Source organism: Frankia sp. CeRuru1 (genome assembly GCF_977966315.1).
Genome location: NZ_CDWWEW010000005.1, coordinates 14,848 through 34,925 on the forward strand (window position 1 = coordinate 14,848; position 20,078 = coordinate 34,925).

General features: G+C 70.2%; 23 protein-coding genes and 1 pseudogene. 13 read left to right on the forward strand and 11 right to left on the reverse strand.

The window, feature by feature from the left end:
* Window positions 1-30: 30 nt before the first annotated feature.
* Window positions 31-825, reverse strand: a pseudogene (locus tag AC08OP_RS00880) (class I SAM-dependent methyltransferase); the annotation flags it as partial.
* 238 nt (window positions 826-1,063) lie between these two features.
* Between AC08OP_RS00880 and mshA the strand changes: the two are divergent.
* Window positions 1,064-2,371: a D-inositol-3-phosphate glycosyltransferase gene (gene mshA, locus AC08OP_RS00885; RefSeq protein WP_476612449.1), complete on the forward strand. Its 1,308-nt coding sequence runs from the start codon at window positions 1,064-1,066 to the stop codon at window positions 2,369-2,371.
* Window positions 2,372-2,427: 56 nt separating this feature from the next.
* Window positions 2,428-2,922 carry a type III secretion system chaperone family protein gene (locus AC08OP_RS00890; RefSeq protein WP_476612450.1) on the forward strand — a complete coding sequence of 165 codons (495 nt, stop codon included), beginning with the start codon at window positions 2,428-2,430 and terminating at the stop codon, window positions 2,920-2,922.
* 101 nt (window positions 2,923-3,023) lie between these two features.
* On the opposite strand, the gene AC08OP_RS00895 is transcribed toward AC08OP_RS00890, so the two are convergent.
* Entirely contained in the window at window positions 3,024-3,386 is a 363-nt protein-coding gene (locus AC08OP_RS00895) for a DsrE family protein (protein WP_476612451.1), read from the reverse strand.
* 213 nt (window positions 3,387-3,599) lie between these two features.
* Between AC08OP_RS00895 and AC08OP_RS00900 the strand changes: the two genes are divergently transcribed.
* The gene (locus tag AC08OP_RS00900) at window positions 3,600-4,166 is read left to right on the forward strand and encodes a nitrobindin family protein (RefSeq protein WP_476612472.1); all 567 of its coding nucleotides are present in this window, start codon (window positions 3,600-3,602) and stop codon (window positions 4,164-4,166) included.
* A 184-nt stretch (window positions 4,167-4,350) separates the two neighbouring features.
* Window positions 4,351-4,602 carry a hypothetical protein gene (locus tag AC08OP_RS00905; protein WP_476612452.1) on the forward strand — a complete coding sequence of 84 codons (252 nt, stop codon included), beginning with the start codon at window positions 4,351-4,353 and terminating at the stop codon, window positions 4,600-4,602.
* A 54-nt stretch (window positions 4,603-4,656) separates the two neighbouring features.
* Here AC08OP_RS00905 and AC08OP_RS00910 read toward each other — a convergent pair whose 3' ends face one another.
* The 7 genes from AC08OP_RS00910 to AC08OP_RS00940 all read right to left on the reverse strand — a co-directional run bounded on the left by AC08OP_RS00910 (window position 4,657) and on the right by AC08OP_RS00940 (window position 8,269).
* Window positions 4,657-4,956, reverse strand: a complete 300-nt coding sequence (locus AC08OP_RS00910; RefSeq protein WP_462187204.1) for a DUF1416 domain-containing protein — start codon at window positions 4,954-4,956, stop codon at window positions 4,657-4,659.
* Between the two features lie 3 nt (window positions 4,957-4,959).
* Entirely contained in the window at window positions 4,960-5,793 is an 834-nt protein-coding gene (locus AC08OP_RS00915; RefSeq protein WP_476612453.1) for a sulfurtransferase, read from the reverse strand.
* Entirely contained in the window at window positions 5,790-6,209 is a 420-nt protein-coding gene (locus AC08OP_RS00920; protein ID WP_476612454.1) for a DUF4395 domain-containing protein, read from the reverse strand. The genes AC08OP_RS00915 and AC08OP_RS00920 overlap by 4 nt, the downstream gene beginning before the upstream one ends.
* Before the next feature lie 93 nt (window positions 6,210-6,302).
* Window positions 6,303-6,470, reverse strand: coding sequence for a putative leader peptide (locus AC08OP_RS00925; RefSeq protein WP_462187207.1), 168 nt, complete (start codon window positions 6,468-6,470; stop codon window positions 6,303-6,305).
* On the reverse strand, window positions 6,418-6,882 hold the full coding sequence (locus AC08OP_RS00930; RefSeq protein WP_476612455.1) for a thioredoxin family protein: 465 nt from the start codon (window positions 6,880-6,882) through the stop codon (window positions 6,418-6,420). Before AC08OP_RS00930 ends, AC08OP_RS00925 begins: the two co-directional genes overlap by 53 nt.
* A 67-nt stretch (window positions 6,883-6,949) precedes the next feature.
* Window positions 6,950-7,891, reverse strand: a complete 942-nt coding sequence (locus tag AC08OP_RS00935; protein ID WP_476612456.1) for a hypothetical protein — start codon at window positions 7,889-7,891, stop codon at window positions 6,950-6,952.
* Window positions 7,892-7,975: 84 nt separating this feature from the next.
* On the reverse strand, window positions 7,976-8,269 hold the full coding sequence (locus AC08OP_RS00940; RefSeq protein ID WP_476612457.1) for a MoaD/ThiS family protein: 294 nt from the start codon (window positions 8,267-8,269) through the stop codon (window positions 7,976-7,978).
* Window positions 8,270-9,057: 788 nt separating this feature from the next.
* Here AC08OP_RS00940 and AC08OP_RS00945 point away from each other — a divergent pair.
* Together AC08OP_RS00945 and mshD are read left to right on the forward strand one after the other, a co-directional pair.
* Entirely contained in the window at window positions 9,058-9,810 is a 753-nt protein-coding gene (locus tag AC08OP_RS00945) for a response regulator transcription factor (RefSeq protein ID WP_476592283.1), read from the forward strand.
* 201 nt (window positions 9,811-10,011) lie between these two features.
* Window positions 10,012-11,046 carry a mycothiol synthase gene (mshD, locus tag AC08OP_RS00950; protein ID WP_476612458.1) on the forward strand — a complete coding sequence of 345 codons (1,035 nt, stop codon included), beginning with the start codon at window positions 10,012-10,014 and terminating at the stop codon, window positions 11,044-11,046.
* A gap of 53 nt (window positions 11,047-11,099) precedes the next feature.
* On the opposite strand, the gene AC08OP_RS00955 is transcribed toward mshD, so the two are convergent.
* Complete coding sequence (locus tag AC08OP_RS00955; protein ID WP_476592285.1) at window positions 11,100-11,459, reverse strand: STAS domain-containing protein; 360 nt, start codon at window positions 11,457-11,459, stop codon at window positions 11,100-11,102.
* Window positions 11,460-11,745: 286 nt separating this feature from the next.
* Here AC08OP_RS00955 and AC08OP_RS00960 point away from each other — a divergent pair, with 286 nt between their 5' ends.
* The 5 genes from AC08OP_RS00960 (at window position 11,746) to AC08OP_RS00980 (ending at window position 17,226) form a co-directional block, all read left to right on the forward strand.
* Window positions 11,746-12,246 (forward strand): hypothetical protein, encoded by a 501-nt coding sequence (locus AC08OP_RS00960; RefSeq protein ID WP_476612459.1) that lies wholly within the window; start codon window positions 11,746-11,748, stop codon window positions 12,244-12,246.
* A gap of 294 nt (window positions 12,247-12,540) precedes the next feature.
* The gene (gene selA, locus AC08OP_RS00965; protein ID WP_476612460.1) at window positions 12,541-13,923 is read left to right on the forward strand and encodes an L-seryl-tRNA(Sec) selenium transferase; all 1,383 of its coding nucleotides are present in this window, start codon (window positions 12,541-12,543) and stop codon (window positions 13,921-13,923) included.
* The gene (locus AC08OP_RS00970; RefSeq protein WP_476612461.1) at window positions 13,920-14,396 is read left to right on the forward strand and encodes a hypothetical protein; all 477 of its coding nucleotides are present in this window, start codon (window positions 13,920-13,922) and stop codon (window positions 14,394-14,396) included. Before selA ends, AC08OP_RS00970 begins: the two co-directional genes overlap by 4 nt.
* Window positions 14,397-14,843: 447 nt before the next feature.
* Window positions 14,844-16,493, forward strand: a complete 1,650-nt coding sequence (locus AC08OP_RS00975) for an NAD(P)/FAD-dependent oxidoreductase (protein ID WP_476612462.1) — start codon at window positions 14,844-14,846, stop codon at window positions 16,491-16,493.
* A gap of 160 nt (window positions 16,494-16,653) precedes the next feature.
* Window positions 16,654-17,226 (forward strand): VOC family protein, encoded by a 573-nt coding sequence (locus AC08OP_RS00980; protein WP_476612473.1) that lies wholly within the window; start codon window positions 16,654-16,656, stop codon window positions 17,224-17,226.
* Window positions 17,227-17,286: 60 nt separating this feature from the next.
* Here AC08OP_RS00980 and AC08OP_RS00985 read toward each other — a convergent pair whose 3' ends face one another.
* A complete protein-coding gene (locus tag AC08OP_RS00985; RefSeq protein ID WP_476612463.1) occupies window positions 17,287-17,823 on the reverse strand; it encodes a MarR family winged helix-turn-helix transcriptional regulator in 537 nt (178 codons plus the stop codon).
* Between the two features lie 349 nt (window positions 17,824-18,172).
* Here AC08OP_RS00985 and AC08OP_RS00990 point away from each other — a divergent pair, with 349 nt between their 5' ends.
* Complete coding sequence (locus AC08OP_RS00990; protein WP_476612474.1) at window positions 18,173-19,243, forward strand: 3-dehydroquinate synthase family protein; 1,071 nt, start codon at window positions 18,173-18,175, stop codon at window positions 19,241-19,243.
* 5 nt (window positions 19,244-19,248) lie between these two features.
* Window positions 19,249-20,070: a shikimate dehydrogenase family protein gene (locus tag AC08OP_RS00995; protein WP_476612464.1), complete on the forward strand. Its 822-nt coding sequence runs from the start codon at window positions 19,249-19,251 to the stop codon at window positions 20,068-20,070.
* Window positions 20,071-20,078 lie beyond the last annotated feature (8 nt).

Below are 20,078 nucleotides of genomic sequence, written 5' to 3' on the forward strand. Positions count from 1 at the left end.
CCGCGCCGGCAGAACGTCCGAACCGCCCGCCGGGGGCCAGTCGACGGTCAGCTCGCCCAGCCGCCAGCGCCGCCGGTCGCCGCGGACCGGCCAGCCCTGGGCCTGCAGATCCGCCACGGCGGCGATCCACCGCTGGCGTGGGGAAAAGACGGCCCGCGGCGCGGCCCGCTCCCAGGCGCGGTCGAAGGCCGTGAACAGCCGGTGGACGTCATGGCCGGGCACGTTATGCTCGATGAGCGCCTTGGGCAGCCGCTCGGCGAGCTCGGACGGACGGGCGAGGCTCGCCAGATGCGCGGAGAGGGTCAGCGTGGGCCCGGCCGGGCTCCGCGCGCCGGACGGCAGCCAGGCCGGCGCCGCTCCCGGGGCCGGAAGACCGAACCAGCAGGCGCGCCGACCCGTCTCGTCGCAGGTTCCCTCGACAAGCATCCCGCCGGGGGCGAGCCGCGCCAGCATCGTCGCCCACGCGCCGGGGACCGCCGCCTCGGGATACTGCCGTAGCACGTTCAGGGCACGCACCAGCACCGGGCGCTCCCCCGGCGGCGGAAGCTCGAACCCGCCGCGGGTGAACCGCAGCCCGGGAGGTCTCGCGGCCGGGACGGCCCGGGCGACCCGGTCCTGGTCGAGCTCCAGGCCGACGACGCGCACGTCCGGACGCACCGTTCGCAGCCGCTCGTAGAGCTCCACCGTGGTCACCGGGGACGCACCGAAACCGAGATCGACGACCAGGGGATCCGCCGCCCCACGCAGCAGCGCGGCGGCCGCGTCGAGCGTCCAGCGATCGATCCGTCGCAACCGGTTCGGCGCGGTGGTACCCCGGGTGGGCATCCCGAGGGCACGCGCCCGTCCGGCCGCGAGCCGCGGCGCCCGACGGGAGGAGTTCGTCACGGATCCACTCTGGCAGACCGGCAGGCCGGCGGACCAGGGGCCGGCCGGGACCCCGAAGGGGGGAGACCAACAGTTGACCTGACAACCGGCCGGGTAGAACGGTTGGAGACGTGTTCGTCCACAGCAGGGTTGGTCGTGTCGGGCAGGCGCCGGGGGCGTGGAGATGCGGAGGTGCTCGATGCGTCTGATCAGAAGCGGCGCCGCCCAGGTCCACGGTGAGCCCGAACGGCGCGGGCGGCCCAGCCGGGTCGCGATGCTGTCCATGCACACCTCACCGATGGAGCAGCCGGGAACGGGCGATGCCGGGGGGCTCAACGTCTACGTCGTCGAGCTGTCGCGGCAGCTCGCGGCGTTGGGGGTGGAGGTCGAGGTGTTCACCCGCGCGGTGAGCAGCAAGCTGCCGACCTCGGCCGAGCTGTTGCCGGGTGTGACGGTCCGCCACGTCGACGCCGGCCCGTACGAGGAGATCCACCGGGAGGATCTTCCCGCCTGGCTGTGTGCGTTCACCGCAGCTCTGCTGCGCGCCGAGGCCGGGCACGAACCAGGGTGGTTCGATGTGATCCACTCGCACTACTGGCTGTCGGGTCAGGTCGGTCTCGCGGTGGCACGGCGATGGGGTGTCCCGCTCGTGCACACCTCCCATACGCTGGCGAAGATCAAGAACGGCGCGCTGGCAGCCGGAGACCGCCCGGAGCCGCCTAGCCGGCTGCTCGGCGAACAGGAGGTCATCGGGGGGGCCACCCGGCTGCTCGCCTCCACGGCGGACGAGTACCGGCACCTGACCGATCTGTACGACGCGGCGTCGGACCGGATCGACGTCGTCGCGCCCGGCGTCGACCTGGAGGTCTTCCGGCCAGGTGACATGGCGCAGTCCCGGGCCCGCGTCGGCGTGGATCCCGCCGACGACCTGCTGTTGTTCGTCGGTCGGATCCAACCGCTCAAGGCACCCGATCTGCTGCTGTGCGCCGCCGCGGAACTGCTGCGGCGCGATCCCGCCCGCCGCTCGCGGCTCACCGTCGCCGTGGTCGGCGGCCCCAGCGGATCCGGTCTGGAACAACCCGACGCCCTGGTCAAGCTCGCGGCGTCTCTCGGGATCTCCGATCGCGTCCGCTTCCAACCGCCGGCCCCGCAGCAGGAGCTCGTCCACTGGTACCGTGCGGCCACCGCCATCGTCGTCCCCAGTCACAGCGAGAGCTTCGGCCTCGTCGCGCTCGAGGCCCAGGCCTGCGGCACCCCGGTGGTCGCCGCGGCGGTCGGGGGCCTGCGCACCGCGGTCGCCGACGGTGTCTCCGGGCTGCTCGTCGCCGGTCGGACCCCCGCCGTCTATGCTGACGCGCTGGACCGGCTGCTGCGCCAGCCACGATGGCGGGCCCGGCTCTCCGCCGGAGCGGTGGCCTGGGCCGGTGGGTTCGGCTGGTCGGCCACGGCCCATGGCGTGCTGCGCAGCTACCGGCACGCGCTGAGCCCCACCGCCGTCGCCGTCTGAGAAAGGATCTCCGCCGGAACCGGCATCGTCTACCAGCTACCGGGGAGGCCCCAGCCATGACGGCACCCATCGACGCGGCGGAACGCAATCGGCTCGACGTGGTGATCGAGGACACGCTCAAGGATCTCGGTCTCGCCTACGACCATGTCGACACCGGCTCGTTCCTCGTCGCGCTGGAGGGCGAGCACAAGCTGCGCACGATGACGTGGCTCGTCGTGCAGGACCACACCCTGCTCGTCGAGGCGTTTTTTATGCGCGCCCCGGCGGAGAACGCGGCGGGCACCTACGGATTCCTGCTCGGCCGCAACGCGAAGACCTACGGGGTGCACTTCTCCATCGACCGGGTCGGTGACATCTTCCTCACCGGGCAGGTCCCGCTACTGGCGGTCACCGCGGAGGAGATCGACCGCCTCCTTGGCTGCGTCGGCTCCTACGCCGACGAGAACTTCGACCCGGCGATAGCGCTGGGATTCGCCTCCGCCATCGAGCGGGAGAAGGCGTGGCGGGCCAAGCTGGCCGCCGACGCCGGCTCGGCCACGAAGCCGGGATGAGACCCGGTCCCGAGAAGGACGCGGTGCTTCCCGGCGATTCACGCGCCCCCGTTGTACCCAGGCCGTTGCATCCAGACTGTTACGTCTGGGCCGGGCGCTCCTCAGTAGACGAGGGCCTGCACGCCGTCCGCGAGAACCTCATCGACGAACGCGGCGGCGCCGGCGATGCGGACGCCGGGCAGGACGTCGTCCGGGCCGATGGAGCGCCGGGCCGCGCACTGGGTGCACAGGGTGACACGCCCCCCGGCGAGGATGGCGGCGAGCAGATCGGGCAACGGCGCCGCCTCCGGCAGGCTGAACTCCTCCGCCCGGCCGGGCAGCGCGAACCAGGCGGACTCCCCGGTAAGCCAGAGCGAGACGTCCGTACCGGCGGCGGCGGCGACCGCCGCGACCGTGAACGCCTGGGAACACCGTTCCGGCGCATCCGTCCCGGCGGTGACCTTGACGACGAGCGGGCGGGCCATCGTGCCAGTCTGCCAAAAGCCGCCCTGGCGCGCAGCTATGCCGCGTGGCACCTGAGGTGACCAGGACCGGTACGGCCACGAGGAGTCCCGTGATCTCGTCGTCTAGGCTAGAGGCGTGCTGCACTACTTCTTCACCGGGCTTCTGGTGGCGATGTCCGTCCTGATCGCCTGGTTCTCCGGTTACGTGGTCTACAAGCTGTACGAGGGTCAGCGCTGAGCGCCGGGAAGCGGTCCGCGGCCGGATCGGCGCGGTTCGGCGCGGCGACGAACACCGTTGATCTGCACGCCAGCCTGCTACCGCTGGCCTTCCTCGTCGGGACCTGGCGGGGCGAGGGGGTTGGCGGTTACGAGGGCCTGGACGGATTCCACTACGGCCAGGAGATCACCTTCGCCGCGGACGGCCGCCCGGCGCTGGGATACGTGTCGCACACCTGGTGGGCGGACGAGCCCCGGGACGGCCGCGAGCCCGGCAGCCCGTTGGCGACCGAGACCGGGTTCTGGCGGGTCCAGTCCGGGGAGGGCGGGAAGCCGGTCGTCGAGGTGATGCTGGCCCACCCGTTCGGTATCGCCGAGATCTACGTCGGCACGGTGAGCGGCACCCGTATCGATCTCGATCACAACGTCCTGATCCGCACCGCCACCGCCCGTGACGTCACCCGGTCGGTGCGGCTCTACGGCCTGGTCGAGGGCCGCGATCTCGCCTACGCGATCGACATGGAGGCCGAGGGCAAGCCGATGCAGTCGCACCTGTCCGCGCGCCTGCACCGCGTGTCCGACTGAGCCGTCTCCGAGCGGGCGTCTCCAAGTGCCCTCCACCAAGAGATGCCCGCCTACCAAGAGTCACACTTCATTCACGGCATGGCGGAGCCTTTGCAAAAGACATCGCACGCGCAACGACAGACCACGAACGGAACACGTGAAAACGTGTTCAGACCCTCCCGGGATGCGCTTTCATGATCGCATGATGGCAGAATCCGACGTACTCTTCGCGGTCGTCCTTTTCGCCGCCGCCGGCCAGCGTGCGGTCGACCGGATCATCGCGCCGTTCCCCGATCGGGGCTCCGCAGTGGCGTTCGCCCGCGACAACGGTCTGCACTGTTTTTCGATCGGCCCGATGGCCTTCGCCGTACCGACCACGGTTCCGCCACCGGCGAGCACCGCTTCGGCCGTCGTGCCACCGGCGGGAAACAACCGCGGTGGCCGGGTCCGGGCATGAGAACGGGGACAGCGGAAGAAACCCGTTGTCCCCGTCCGGCGAAAGAACGCGACGTCAGGCCGCGACCTCGACCTGGGTGTCGACCGGCTCACCCTGACGGGCGACGACCTTGCGCTCGCCGGTCGCGCCGGGGACAAGAGCCCGGACGGTCCACTGCCCCGGCCGCGCGAAGAAACGAAACTGGCCCGTCGCGGACAGCGGAACCTCGGCGGTGAAATCGCCGCCTTCGTCCAGCAGGCGGGCATAACCGGTCGAAACCGGCTCCCCGCTCTGCACCACGACCCCCTGGATCACAGTCTCCTTGGCCACGTCAATTCCCTCCACAGATGGTCCACCGCTGATGGCGCCGCACATGGCTCACGCGCCCTTCTCGATCGGCACGCCGACGAGCGAGCCGTACTCGGTCCACGAACCGTCGTAGTTTTTCACGTTCGGCAGGTCGAGCAACTCGTGCAGCGCGAACCAGGTGTGCGCCGAACGCTCGCCGATGCGGCAGTAGGCGATGATGTCCCTGGACAGGTTGACCCCGGCCTCGGTGTAGAGGCCGGTCAGCTCGTCATTGCTCTTGAACGTGCCGTCCTCGTTCGCGGTCTTCGCCCACGGGATGTTCTTCGCCGTGGGGATGTGTCCGGCCCGCTGGGACTGTTCCTGCGGCAGGTGCGCGGGAGCAAGCAGCTTGCCGGAGAACTCGTCGGGCGACCGGACGTCCACCAGGGCCTTCTCGCCGATCGCGGAGATGACCTCCTCGCGGAAGGCCCGGATGTCGGTGCGCGGCTCCGGGGCGGTGTAGCTGGTGGGCTGGCGCGGGGTGACCTCGGTGGTCAGCTCACGGCTGTCGAGCTCCCACTTCTTGCGACCACCGTCGAGCAGGCGGACGTCGGCGTGGCCGTAGAGGCTGAAGTACCAGTATGCATATGCGGCGAACCAGTTGTTGTTCCCGCCGTAGAGCACGACGATGTCGTCGTTCGAGATCCCCTTCTCGGAGAGAAGCTTCTCGAACTGCTCCCTGTTGATGAAGTCACGAATGACCGGGTCCTGAAGTTCGGACTTCCAGTCGAGACGCACCGCGCCCGGGATGTGCCCCTTGTCGTACGCGGAGACGTCCTCGTCGACCTCGACCAGGACGACCTTCGGGTCGTTACGGTTCGCTTCGACCCACGAGGCGTCGACCAGCGCCTTCTCACGGCTCATGTGCGTGCTCCTTTCACGGTTATCGAATGGAGAAAAAGATACAGGTGGCACCCGAGACAGAACTCGAACGCCGCATTGAGGAGAGCCGCCACGAAGGCCGGGGCCACCGCGACGTAACCGAGTGCCGGCATCCCCGCGAAGAATCCCACGAGACCCACGACGCCGAAGATCGCGCCGACCAGCTGGGCGAACCGGGGTGGCGCGGCGTCCTCGGTGGCGGCGGGCGGCCCCAGCCTCGGCCGGATCAGGGAACGGAACACCAGCCCGTAGGGCGCGTACCGGACCCCGGCCACCGCCCCCACCCCGAACACCACGGTCTGCGCGAGCAGCAACCAGCGGCTGCCGGCGAGCAGTACCACGGCGAGCATAATCGTGGTGACGGCAGCGGCGAACCGCATACCGCGAGGATCTACCACGAGGCCTTCTCCTGACTTCCGGCTTGGACTACCCGCTCGGATGTGGCGATGCACCGGGGCCAGCCGATCACGGCTGAGGGACACAACCCACGATCAGGAAAGACGACACAGACAGCTGTGTACACGGCACAGGTCGACCGCGCGGCGCTTCACAAGCTGTATCTGGGACATGGTTCGTGTCACGGTAGCAGTGAACGTCACGTCTGTGTTAACCCGCCGACGATGAATCCGAAGGATCACCATCTGCCCGATTGATCCCATTGAAAACGATCTCTTCGAGGATGGCGAACACCGCCGCACGCGTCGGCGGGGCACCGCTTGCGCGCCGCACCTCCCTGCCATGACCGTCAATGATCAGTACCGTCGGAGTCCGCCTGATCCCCAGCCGACGGACGAGGTCGAGATGCGCCTCCGCATCAACCTCGACATGGCGTACCCCGGGCACGACCTCGGCAACCCCTGCCAACACCCGACGGGTGGACCGGCAGGGAGCGCAGAACGCCGTGGAGAACTGCAGCAGCGTCGCCCGCTCCCCCATCGTCTCGCCCAACGATGCGAACTCGGCCCGCAGTCCGCCGTCCACCGGCCGGAACCGTCCGTCCCGGGCCCGCATGAGCACCCCCAGTCCAAGCGCAGCCACGGTCGCCACCGACAACACCCACATTCCGGTCACGGCTTCTACAGCATCCGACGGGCTCCGGCTCTTCCCGTCCAAGCCCCGCCACGGCCCGACGATCGACTCACGCGGGCAGATGCCGCCCGACGAAATACACCAGTGGCGCCGCGGAGGCCAGCGGCAGGATGGCGGTGAGCAGGACGTCCGCGACCAGCGCCGAGGTGGCGACCGGGCCGACCCGCGGCTCTGCGTCACGGGCCCGCGCCAGCACCAGATCGATGACGGCGGCCACGGCCGCTCCCGCCGCGGCGATCGCGACGGCGGCCCCCACCGTCAGACGATCGGGGTTGAGGGCAGCGAAGCCGGCCCCCAGCGCCGCGCCGGCCAGAACGCCGACCGCCCCGGCCGGCACCAGCGGAACGCCCGCCCATCCCACTAGCCGGCCCGCCACGACCGTGCCACCCGCGCCGAGGAGGCCGGCGATGACCAGCAGATCGGCCGGATGGTGCGCGCCGGACCCGGCGCGCAGCGCAAGGTAACCGGCAAAAAGCGCACAGAAGATGATCCCACTCAGCGCCGCAGCAAGATCCGCACCGACCCGCTCGGCGGGACCGGGCGGCGGACTCGAACCATTAGCAGACACCGGACTCGAACCATTGGCGGACACCGGGCCTGCCCCGGAGACGGGAGCTGACCGGCGTCGGGCGAGCTGGTAGAGGATCACGACCGCCACGGCGATCCCGACGACTCCGGCCAACGATCCGTAGCTGTGCCGGTCCGAGGCCAACAGGACCACGTCACCGAGGACACCCCAGGCCGCCACGAGCAGGGTGGTGCCGGTCGACGCCCGGAGTATCCGGACCCAGGCCCAGGCAAACGCGATCTGTTCGACGATGAGGACCGCCGCGAGGGCTCCCGTGCCGAGGGCTGCGGCCGCCATCACCAGGCCGGTAGCCACCAGGGCCGCCAACGGCAAAGCGCCCGGCGCCCAGCAGGCTGCGGGGATGGACGCAGCCTCGTCCGGGACGAGGACGCCGTGGGGCCTGCCAGGATCGCCTGCGCTCACCGGCCCATGCTGTCATGTCCGGCTCGGGCGGCTCACGTCGCGCCGTCCCAGCCAGGCGCGACCTCGGGCCGGCGACGAACAGCGTCATCCCCCGGCGAAGGGAGGGAGGGCCTCGACGACGCAACCGTCACGCAGGATGACCCCCGCCGGATCCCGCCGGCCCACGGGCTGGTCGTCGACGAGGTAGGAGCACCGTCGCAGCAGCGCCCGCAGGGCCCCGCCGTGGCGGGCCGCGACGACATCGAGCAGAGCGGCCAGCGTATCCGCGCCGATCTCCTCCTGGGGCACCCCCGCGGCGTCCCTGGCGGCGGCCCAGTAGCGGACGGTCACCCGCGCGATCGACGCGGGCCGGCCCGCCCCTGCGGTCTCGTCCGTCACCATCCTTCACCATCCTTCCGGCCCTTCGTCCGTCATCTTCACCGGAGAAGCGGGAATTAGTACGAACGCGTGGGGGTCGATACACACCCGTAACATGCGCCGTGCCACCATCCGGCCGGTGGGCTGCTCTGCCAGCCGATCTGCCAGCCGATGGATTCGGCGCATCCGAGCGGTGTCCCGCACGAACCACCGGCTGGTCGCGCTCGCACTGGCTACCGCCTCCGGGGGATACCGACGGCGATGACGGTGGACGGACTCCCCCCACCTGGATCAGCGCGGTGTGCCGCAGCACGGCGGCACCGTCCACCAACCATCCCATCGACCATCCCGTGGGGCAGACCCACTGGTAGCCGAGTCGACGGGCCGCGCCGATGGCCGAGCCGATATCCAGCACCTCGAGGTCACCGAAAGTGCACAGTCTGGTGGATCGGCCGTACGCTTGCAGGTCCATGACCTGGACATCGGGATGTGAACGTAATCCGACCATCACTGCTTGCAGCGCCAGGCGTGACGTCGAACAGGAGAAGCCATGGGTGACCACTACAGCCAGATTGCGTGACGCACCGGGCACCCGACCGCTCCAGTGATCATGACTCGTGGTCAGAATCTCACGATCCGCCGTAGGTAGTGGCCCGTAGACGGTAGGAGCCGAGTAGGACACTCCGCTATCCTCCCCACATACCGGCCTTCGTTTCATGCCCATGACGGTCGTGAGACGCCCAGCGCCGGGCATCGAGTTACTCACCGGGTCGACGCTGCCCCACCACACACCACCTGGAGGAGTCGTCTTGAGCGTCGTCCTTTTGCTCACCAACGCCCCTGGCCCGTCCGCCGAGTCGTTTCCGTCGCTTGGGCTTCTCACCCACACCGTACGGGTCGCCCCGCTCGAGGCGAGCGCGCTGCTGGACGCCCCGCCGGTGGATGTGATCGTGGTGGATGGCCGCCGGGAGCTTGTGATCGCCCGCGGTCTGTGCCGGCTGCTACGCACCACCGGGCTCACCACGCCGCTGCTGGCGCTGGTGACCGAGGGTGGGCTGGCGGCGGTGTCCGCGGACTGGGGAGTCGACGACGTCGTCCTCGATTCCGCGGGTCCCGCCGAGGTCGAGGCCCGGTTGCGGCTGTCCATCGGTCGGGTCGCCGCGGCCGGCGGCACGGCCGAAGCCGGTGTCATCCGGTCCGGCGACCTGTCGGTCGACGAGACCACATACTCGGCCAAGTTGCGGGGCCGGCCGCTCGAGCTCACCTTCAAGGAGTTCGAGCTGCTGAAGTACCTCGCGCAGCACCCGGGCCGGGTCTTCACCCGCGCCCAACTGTTGCAGGAGGTCTGGGGTTACGACTACTACGGCGGCACCCGCACGGTGGACGTCCACGTCCGGCGGCTGCGAGCGAAGCTCGGCCCCGAGCACGAAGCGATGATCGGCACTGTTCGGCACGTCGGGTACAAGTTCGTCGCGCCGCCCATCGCGCCGCTGCCGGAGAACACCCCCGGGGAGGCCGGCCGGGTCGGCCGTGACGAGTCCCGGACCCCCGAACGGGTCTGACGTCACCGCGGACACCCGTCCGCCGCGTGGCACCCGGTATCCCGGTACCCCGGCACCCCGGGCACCGTCAGTAGGACGGCACCGTCGGCGCGAGGCCCAGCTCCCGGCTCCGGAAGCCAGGATTCGGCCTCGCGCCCGGGTTCTCGCGCCCGGGTTCTCGACCGCACCGTCGAAGGCCGCCCAGCGTCATACGGTCGTCCGGTGACCTCGCTGAGCTGGCAGCAGACCCTGAGCGCCATGGACGTGGACGACATCGTGAGCCTCCTCGCCGCCGCGGAGCGGGCGGACGGCTCCGGGCCGGTGTCCGAGGACGTCCGGCTGGCCCTCCGGCCCGGATTGCGGATCGGCGCGGGCCGGCACCTGCTGGCCGTGTCGGCCGCCGCGGACACGAGCGCCCCGAATATCCCGGACGCCCCTGGTGACCAGGACGCCGCGGACACGTCGACCATGCCGGGCTGCACCCCCGCCCGGCGGATCATCGGCTACGCCCATCTGGGCGGCGTGGACCAGGCGCGGCAGGCCGAGGTGGTCGTCCATCCCGACCACCGCGGGCGCGGCGTCGGCACAGCCCTGGTCGGCGGACTGACCGAGGCCCTCGCGGCGCCGTCGTCCCGCCTCGACATCTGGGCCCACGGCGACCTGCCGGCCGCCGCGGCATTGGCTACCCGGCTCACGTTCACTCGCACGAGGGTGCTGCTCCAGCTTCGGCGACCGCTGGCGACCGGGACGCCCCTGCCGGACCCCCGGCTGCCGGCCGGTGTGACGGTCCGCACCTTCGTCCCCGACCAGGACGACCAGGCCTGGCTGGCCGTCAACGCGGCCGCCTTCGCTGATCATCCGGAGCAGGGCCGGTGGGCCCTGGACGATCTGGCCCGGCGCCGGGCCGAGCCGTGGTTCGACCCGCGTGGCTTCTTCCTCGCCGAGCGCGACGGCGCACCCGTCGGCTTCCACTGGACGAAGGTGCACGAGACCGACCAGACGCCGCCACGGAACGCGCAGCCGGGGCCCATCGGCGAGGTCTACGTGGTGGGCGTGCTCCCGGGCGCGGGCGGCGCGGGACTCGGCCGGGCACTCACCCTGATCGGCCTGCGGCATCTGCAGGCCGAGGGGCTCGACTCGGTCCTGCTGTACGTGGACGAGGACAACGTCCGCGCCGTGCGGATGTACACCGGACTCGGCTTCATCACCTACGTCCGCGACGTCTCCTACCACTGGGAGAGGCCGTCCACGGGTTGATCCGGCCTGGTCCGGAAGACCCCCGTGGCTCAGGGGCCGGAAGGCCCCGTGGCTCAGGCGCCCTGACGGGTCGCCAAGCCGCGCGCGGGGGCGGAGTCGCCGTGATCGACATCTATCACGGCACTCAGGTTCGTGACATGCAGCAGGCGGTAGGCGTCCTCGTTGAGGTTACGCAGCACGAGGCGGCCACCGGCCGACCGCTGACGCTGGTGGGCGAACAGGATGACCGCCAACCCCTGCGAGTCGAGGAAGCTCACCTGCTCCAGATCCACGATGATCTCTTTGACTCCGGCGACCCGTGCGTCGAGCAGTGCCTCGCGCAGGGGATCCAGGGACGAATAGTCGATGTCGCCGGCCGGATACACGACGATGGCATCACGGTCGGTCACCTCAACCCGCACGCTTGGCTCCATGGCTCCGCTTGCGACCGGACGGCGTGAGCGCCACGAGAAGCCGGCCGGGCTGCCTCCCGCGTCGCGCCGCGCCTTTGGGCAAGCGCGACCATGGCCCCGTACCCCGACCTAGGTACTTCCACACGCGGCCGACCCCCGCCGGGGGCGACTTCTCACCGCACGCTCGTCAGCACGCCTGTCCGCGCCCCGCCCGCCGCTATCCGCCCGTCGTCATCCGCCCGTCCGTCCCGCATGCTCCCCGCCGCGCGGGATGGGATGACGAGCTGCCCGATGAGAGCGTCTACGCATGGACATCGACCCGCTCCGGGCCCCGCTCCGGACCCCGGATGACGCTCACCCGGACGTCATCACCTTCATCGGCCGGATCGACGGCACGGTCATCACCGTGGGAACGCAGCCCAGCGTCCCGCGGAGAACCCCAGTCGTCGTTCTCCGCACCCAGCCGGCCCTGCTCAACGTTCTCTGCGTCGCGCATCTCGTGCCGGACGAGGCGCATCGGCTCGCCGCCCTGTTGTCCAGCGCCGCGCTCGCCACCGTGGGGCGCTCCGCGTGCCAGCCCCCCGGTGCTGCACCGCCGCCTGCCGACCTCGCCTCCGGGGTCCGCTCGCGGCACATCATCTCCGCTGGGGAAGGATCGAGCGCCGCGGAGCTCCGTCACGCGCTGGCTCTGCTACCGGCGGGGGCACGACTCGTCGATTTCGTCTCCGACACCGACGTCGCCCTCATCTTCAGCGTCGACGATCCACCCTGGCCGACGATCAACCTGGGCGGGGGGCCGTCCGGGTGACCGAAGGCCCGAGGCCCGGCCATGCGCCGTTTTGATCATCGAAAGGACGGCCAGAGCCGTGAGGGCAGCGGACCGACCCGACAGGCACCCAGCCGAGGCAGGCACCGCGCAGAGGCAGACACCGAGCAGAGGCAGACACCGAGCAGAGGCAGACACCCGACAGGCCACGCCGCCGTCCCGGCCATGTCCGGAATCCCGCGAGGAGGAGCACTAGCTTCACCAAGAGTGATCGATCGTACAAGTCTGTTCGCTTCCCCGGCCCAGGACAGCCCGACGACACCGGTAGCGGCACCAATGACGCTCGCTCGCGTCACCACCGGGCTGCGCCCAGTGATCAACGCTACCGGCATCCTGCTCCACGGAGGGCTCGGCCGAGCTCCCCTGTCCGCGGCCGCCCGCGCGGCCCTCGACCTGGCAGCCGGCACGACCGACCTCGAGCTTGACCTCGGGACCGGACGGCGAGGACGACGAGGACGTACCGCCCTGGCCGCATTGGCAGCCGCGGTGCCCGCAGCGGCGGGCGTGCACATCGTCAACAACAACGCGGCAGGGCTGATCCTCGCGGTGACGGCGCTGGCCGGGCGGCGGGAGATCGTGGTGAGCCGCGGGGAGCTGGTGGAGACGGCGGACGGGTTCCGGCTGCCCGAACTGCTGGTCTGCACCGGAGCTCGGCTGCGGGAGGTCGGCACCACCAACCGCACGACGCTCGGGGACTACGCCGACGCGATCGGGCCGGAGACCGGGCTCGTGCTGCGCGTGCATCCGTCCAGCTATCAGGTGGTGGGGCTGACTGACACCCCTGCGATCAACGATCTTGCCGCGCTCTGCGCCGACTTCGAGATCCCCCTCGTCGGTGACTGCGGCTCCGGGCTGCTGCACCCCGAGCCGCTCCTCGCCGATGAACCCGATGTCACGACCTGGCTCGGTTTCGGCGTCGACGTGGTCACGACCAGCGCGGACAAACTGCTCGGCGGGCCTCAGGGCGGCCTGCTGCTGGGACGTGCCGACCTGATCGACCGGATGCGTCGGCATCCGGTGGCCCGGGCAATGCGGGCCGGAAAGCTCACGCTCGCCGCGCTGGAAGCCACCCTCAGCCACCCCGACTCCCCTGTCCGGCAGGCGTTGCACGCCCGACCGGAACGGCTGATGACGCGGGCCGAGACGCTCGCCGCGTGGCTACGGCGTTCGGGCATCGCAGCCTCGGCTGTAGCGAGTCGTGCGGTCGTCGACGGCGGGGGTGGATCGTCGCCGCCGCCGAACGACGCCGCATTCCGTCGATCGGGCAGCCACCAGCGCGAGGGCGCACGAGACGAAGACGGCATGGCCCCGACGGGCCCCGCGGGCGGTCTGACGATCAGAGAGTTCGGCGGCTTCGGCCCGGAGCTGCCGAGCGCCGCGGTGGCCCTGGAGGCAGTCATCGCCGCCCCCCTGCGCCAGGGCGAGCCCTCCGTGTTGGGCCGGGTCGAGCAGGGATGCTGCCTGCTCGATCTGCGGACCGTTCCGGTGGAACTCGATCCCGTCCTCGCCGCCGCCGTGCTGGCTGCCGCGACCGAAGCCGGCGCGACCACGATCACCGATGCCCCGACCGAGCCGCACATCGCCGAGGATGCCGACGTCATGACGATCGAATCCATGGCCATCCCGCGCGCCACCGTGCCCGGCCGACGGACGCCGTGAGCCTCGGCCGCCCCTACGACTCCCCGACGGTCGCCGTCGCGGTGAGACGGCTGGGCTCGGTCGCCGCCGCGCTGACCCTGCTCTGCTACGGGCTCGTCCACCTGCTCGTCTGGCCCGGCGCACCCACGGGGACCCCGGATGAACGGTACCGGTGGAACGGGGAGTCCACGCTACTCGACTCGTTACCGGGTGAGGCGGTCTGGAGCATCGGCGGCCTGCTGCTGGCAGCGACCCTGCTCGGGCACGGCGTCGGCGCGGCGGGACTCGCCGGGCTGCCCGTAGTTCACCGCCACTGGCTGGCCGCGACCGGATTCGGGGCGGCCTGTTCACTGAGCCTGTTCGCGATCGCCTGGCCGGGGCTGGAACCCACCGCGACGGAGTTCAGCGCCGGTCCGATAATCAGCGGGCTGCTGCTGGCGAGCACGCTCGTCACCGGCTGGGCCCGGCACCACCCGCCCCACGCCGTCGCGTAGCGCGGTCCCGCTGCGAGGTCGAACAGCTTCGCCTGACGTGCGACCACCGTGGCGTGGCCCTCGTCGGCCGCGAGCACGATCCCTCACGATCAGTGGACGGCCGATCCAAACCTCGATCTAACGCTAAAACAACGGAGAAATAAGCGATTCACGGTTCGCTCGGCGGCGGCGGGGACCCGCGTCGCATCTTCGCATGTGGCGGGCCCGCCGACGGGCCTAGATATCAGGGCATTATAGTACAAATATTATAAATTCCGGCATATAGCTCAAACTTCCGATTCGGGAAGCTTGATTACCCATCGGCATCGATGCACCTCTTACGGAGACCGGAGGCCGTAGAGATGGTTCAGTACGTCGTTGTGTACTGGTTGCGCTGATTGTGATCCTTCAAAGAGTACGGCGGATGCAGTCGGCCACCTCGGATAGCGGCGTCCAGGGAGTCACGCAATGAGCGGGTACGACTATTCGGTTGCCATCCTCGGTAGCGGCATCGCCGGCTCGACGCTGGCCAATATCCTCGCCCGACACGGTCACAGCGTGGTTCTGATTGACAGTGGCACGCATCCGCGTTTCGCGCTCGGGGAGTCGACCATCGGTGAGACGACCTATCTGCTGAAGTTGCTCGCCCAGCGGTTCGACGTCCCCGAACTCGGCCATGTGAGCAGCTTCGAGGGCGTCCGCTCCCACGTCACCTCGGCCTGCGGGGTGAAGCGCAACTTCGGATTCGTCTACCACCGCGAGGGCGCGCTCCAGAACCCCGAAGAGGTCACTCAGTGCAGCGTCTCGGAGTTTCCGAACGGCCCGGAAATGCACATGCACCGCCAGGACATCGATGCTTACCTCTTCTATACGGCCGTCCGTTACGGAGCTGAACCGCGGCAACGCACGATGGTGGAAAAAGTCGGCTTCACCGACGACGCCGCGACGCTGACGACAAGGGCCGGCGAACGGATCCGCGTTCGCTACGTCGTCGACGCCTCAGGACGCAACTCCGTGTTGGCGAACCAGTTCGCCCTGCGAGAAGACCCCTGCCGGTTCCGGACGAACTCCCGCACCCTGTTCACCCACATGGTGGGGGTCACCCCCTTCGACGAGGTGACCCTCCCGAGCGGGCAGCCGTCGCTGTGGCACCAGGGCACCCTGCACCATCTGTTCGACGGGGGGTGGCTGTGGGTGATCCCGTTCGACAATCACCAGCGGGCCACCAACCCACTGTGCAGCGTCGGGCTCAACCTCGACTCGCGACGCTTCCCCAGGGATCCCTCGGTACCCGCCGAGCAGGAATGGAACGCTTATCTCGAGCGGTTTCCCAGTATCGCGCGCCAGTTCGCCGGTGCCCGGCCCGCCTGGGACTGGATCTCCACCGGTCGCACCCAGTACTCCAGCTCACGGACGGTCGGTGACCGCTGGGCGATGATGTCCCACGCAGCCGGGGCGATCGACGCGCTGTTCTCCCGTGGCATGGCCAACACCATGCAGGTCATCTACGCCCTCGCACCAGCTCTGATGGAGGCCCTCGCCGACGACGACTTCTCGGCGGAACGCTTCGGCCACATCGACACGCTCAACCAGACGATCCTGGACGTCAACGACAAGCTCGTACACGGCTCCTACATCTCGTTCCGCGACTTCGACCTGTGGCGGGCGTGGTCGAAGGTGTGGTTCCTCGGCTGGAACATGGGCATCTCCCGGATTGTCGGAACCTACTTCGGCTATCTGGAAAAGGGCGATCCGGCGCTGTTCGACCGCCTGCTCGACGCGCCACATCTGGGCACCTTCTGCCCCGACCTGCCGGAATTCCAGCCCTTCTTCGACTCGCTCAACGCCGTGATGGACGAGGTCGAGGCCGGCCGGCTGGCCCCAGCCGCCGCCGTCGAGCGGCTCGCCACTCTGCTGGGCGGCGCCGACTTCCTCCCCACTCCGCTCCGGCTGGGCGATGTGCTGCGCCGCTGGCACGACGGCTCCTTCGAAGCCCAGCGCCGCATGTACGAGTGGGGGCGCACGAGTTCCCCCGAGCCGCTCCGCCGCTGGTACGAGTACGACCTCGACGATCTACTCACCCGCACGGGTGGGGTGCCCACTCCGGCAACCCTCTAAAGGCCGGGCCGCTAAAGGCCGGGGCCGTCCCGCGTCCATCCGCGACGGGATCATCCTAATCGATGGTACCCGCGGGACGGCGAGAACAGCCCGGAGGACGGCGATACGATCGGCGTCCTCGCCCTCTGCCCGGGCCAGAGGCCTGGAGGGAGCCGCGGTGATGGAGACAATCATCCAGAATCGGGAGGACCCGATCCGGACGACGCCGGATCCGGCGTCGCCGTCCGTCCGCACCACACCCCATTTACCGGCCTCCGCCCTGCTGGCGGCGCGGGTCATCGAGAAGATGCTGGGCGAGCTGACGTTCCACCATCTCGGCATCCTCGTCGCGGACCTCGATGCTGCCCGGGAACGGTACGCCGTCTCCCTCGGGGTCGACGCGTGGGAGTCGCGGGTCGTCTCCGGCCCCGCCGTCTGGCGCGATCGACCGATCATGATCAAGAACGTCCGGATCGCGTTCGGCCGCTTCGGCAGCAGCCTGGTCGAGTTGGTGGAACCCGGCGACCGGCCGTGGACAGGGCGGGAAATTCTCGACCAACGCGGCGAGGGGATGTTCTCTATCGGCTACGAGGTCGACGACCTGCCGGCGTGCCTGCACCGGGCGGTCGCCGCGGGATGCCTGGTCGAGCAGCTCCGGCCGGACGCGCGGAACCCGCGACAGGCCTATCTCGACGCGGGTTCCGGACTACTGATCGAACTCATCCCCGGGGGCGCCGGACGGGACGGTTGGTGATTATTGTCCGAAACCTGCCGTCCTCGCGGACTTGTCTCGGCGGCCATCCAAATGTCATCATCAATCGAGGCCGCTCGGCACCCCCCGAGCCGGGCGGCCTCCCTGTGGGTACGGGCCTCCCGATGTTCCGCGGGCGTATCCAGGTCGCCCCGCGGGCTTGAGCGCGCCCTCCGCGACAAAGCGCTCCATGCCGGCGACGAAGGCGCGCGCGTCCTCGGCGGGCCAGTCGTCGAGCATGCGCTGGAAGACGTCAGCCAGCCGACGTCGAGAGCGATCGATGGCGGCCCGGCCCTCGTCGGTGAGCGTCAGGCGGACCGCGCGGGCGTCATCGGGATCGGCCGAACGGCGCAGCAACCCGAGCACCTCGAGACGATCACTGTGCCGACTCACCACCGAACGGTCGATGCCGATCTCCATGCTCAGCTTGCGCGCCGTGGTCGGGCCCGTGCGGGCCAGACCGTTGAGCACGGGGTAGACAGCCTCGTCGAGTCCGACGTCCGCCGAGGAGAGCAGCTCCCCGAACAGACGCGTCCGATTCGGCCGGGTGAGGAGAAGTCCGAGCGCTGCCGCGAGCCTCGCGCCGTCGTCTGAACCCACCACACGACCCTACTCTGCGTGCACCATGCACCAATTCGCGCGGGGCACGGATCCACACAAAGGCACGGATCCACGCGGGGCAGCGACCCACGCGGGGCGTCGGCGGCGCGCGCGAGCGACGAAGACGAGCGGGAGGAGGTGCGATGGCTCACACCCGACCCGACGGAAGGGGGGCGACTCCCGGGCGCGGCAGAATTGCCGCGGCGGCCCGTGCAGAACCACCGCAAGGCACCACCGCAAGGCACCACCGCAACGCACCACCGCAACGCACCACCGCAACGCACCACCGCAACGCACCAGGCAGGCGCTAGCACGCGACCGCGGATCCGGAAGGCACACCTTGACGGGCATGCTCACAGCGCAGCGGACGAGCCCGATCGAGCGGATCACCGCCGATCATCGACGGGTCTCGGTGGACCTCGGCTCACGCAGCTATCCGATCGATATCGGTCCCGGGGTCCGCCGAATCCTGCCCGACATCGTCGCGCGGATCGGCGCCCGGCGGGCCGTCATCGTCTCGGCGCGGCCGCAGGACGCGGTCCCCGACCCGGGCGTGCCGGTGCTGCGGCTGGCCGCACGGGACGGCGAGACGGACAAGAACCTGTCGAACGTCGAGGCGCTCTGCGGCCGGTTCGCGGCTTTCGGGCTGACCCGGTCAGACGTCGTCATCTCCTGCGGCGGAGGGACCACCACGGACGTCGTCGGACTCGCTGCGGCGCTGTACCACCGCGGCGTGGCGGTGGTACACCTCCCGACATCCCTGCTCGCCCAGGTGGACGCGAGCGTCGGCGGGAAGACGGCGGTGAACCTGCCCGCCGGCAAGAACCTCCTCGGCGCCTACTGGCAACCCAGCGCCGTCCTCTGCGACACCGACTACCTGCGGACCCTGCCCCAACGGGAGTGGATCAACGGCTACGGCGAGATCGCGCGGGCCCACTTCATCGGCACCGGGGACCTACGCGGTCTGCCGGTGACGGAGCAGATCGCCGCCAGCGTGGCGCTCAAGGCCGCCGTCGTCGCCCGGGACGAACGGGACTCGAGCCTGCGCCACATCCTCAACTACGGCCACACCCTGGGGCATGCCCTGGAGCGCGCCACCGACTTCGCGCTGCGCCACGGTGAGGCGGTGGCGATCGGCACCGTATTCGCCGGCCGTCTCGCCAGGGAGCTCGGCCGGATCGGGGACGATCGGGTCCGCGAGCACCTGGACGTGGTCCGCGGGTACGGGCTGCCGACGGCCCTGCCCACCGAGGCGGACGCCGCCGAGCTCGTCGCCGTGATGCGTCTGGACAAGAAGTCGACGAACACCGGCCTCACCTTCGTGCTCGACGGCGCGGACGGCCCACAGCTGGTGGGCGACATTCCGGAAGACCTGGTCATGAAGACGCTCGGCGACATGCCGCGCGGGCCGCTGGCCTGAGGCCCATGCCACCGGCCCCGCGTGCCATCACGGGCACCACCCGCCTGTTCGCCGTCGTCGGGGATCCCGTCAAGCAGGTACAGGCGCCGTCGTTACTTAATCCGCTGTTCGACGAACTCGGGCTCGACGCCGTCCTCGTACCGGTGCACGCCCGGCCGGCGGACTTCCCCGCCGTACTCGATGGACTCCGGCGCATCGAGAACCTGGACGGTATCCTGATCACGATTCCGCACAAGGTCGCCGCATGCGCCCTCGCCGACGAACGCAGTCCGGCGGCCGCGATCAGCGGGAGCGCCAACGCACTGCGCCGCGGCCCGTCCGGGCGCTGGCAGGCCGACAACTTCGACGGAGCGGGATTCGTCCGGGGGCTGACGGCCGCCGGACGCCCGGTGGCCGGAACGCGGGTCTCGCTACTGGGCGCGGGCGGCGCCGGCAGCGCCATCGCGGCCGCGCTGCTCGACGCCGGCAGCACGCGGCTGTCGATCTACGATCCGGACCGGGAGAAGCGCGACGGCCTGCTCGCCCGCCTCGACGAGCACTGGCCGGGCCGCGCCGTCGGCGTCGCGGCACCCCTGCTGCACGATGTCGATCTCGCGGTGAACGCCACGCCGCTCGGCCTGCGTCCAGACGATCCGCTCCCCTTCCCGCCGGACGGGCTCGCGGCGGGCTGCGTCGTGGCGGACATCATCATGAAACCGCCCGACACCCGCCTGCTGCGGGCCGCGGCCGCACTCGGCCTGCCGACCCATCCGGGCATCCACATGCTCGCCCACCAGATCGGCTTCTACCGCTCGTTCTTCGATCTCGTCCCGGCGGCACCCGCCTGACGATCTGC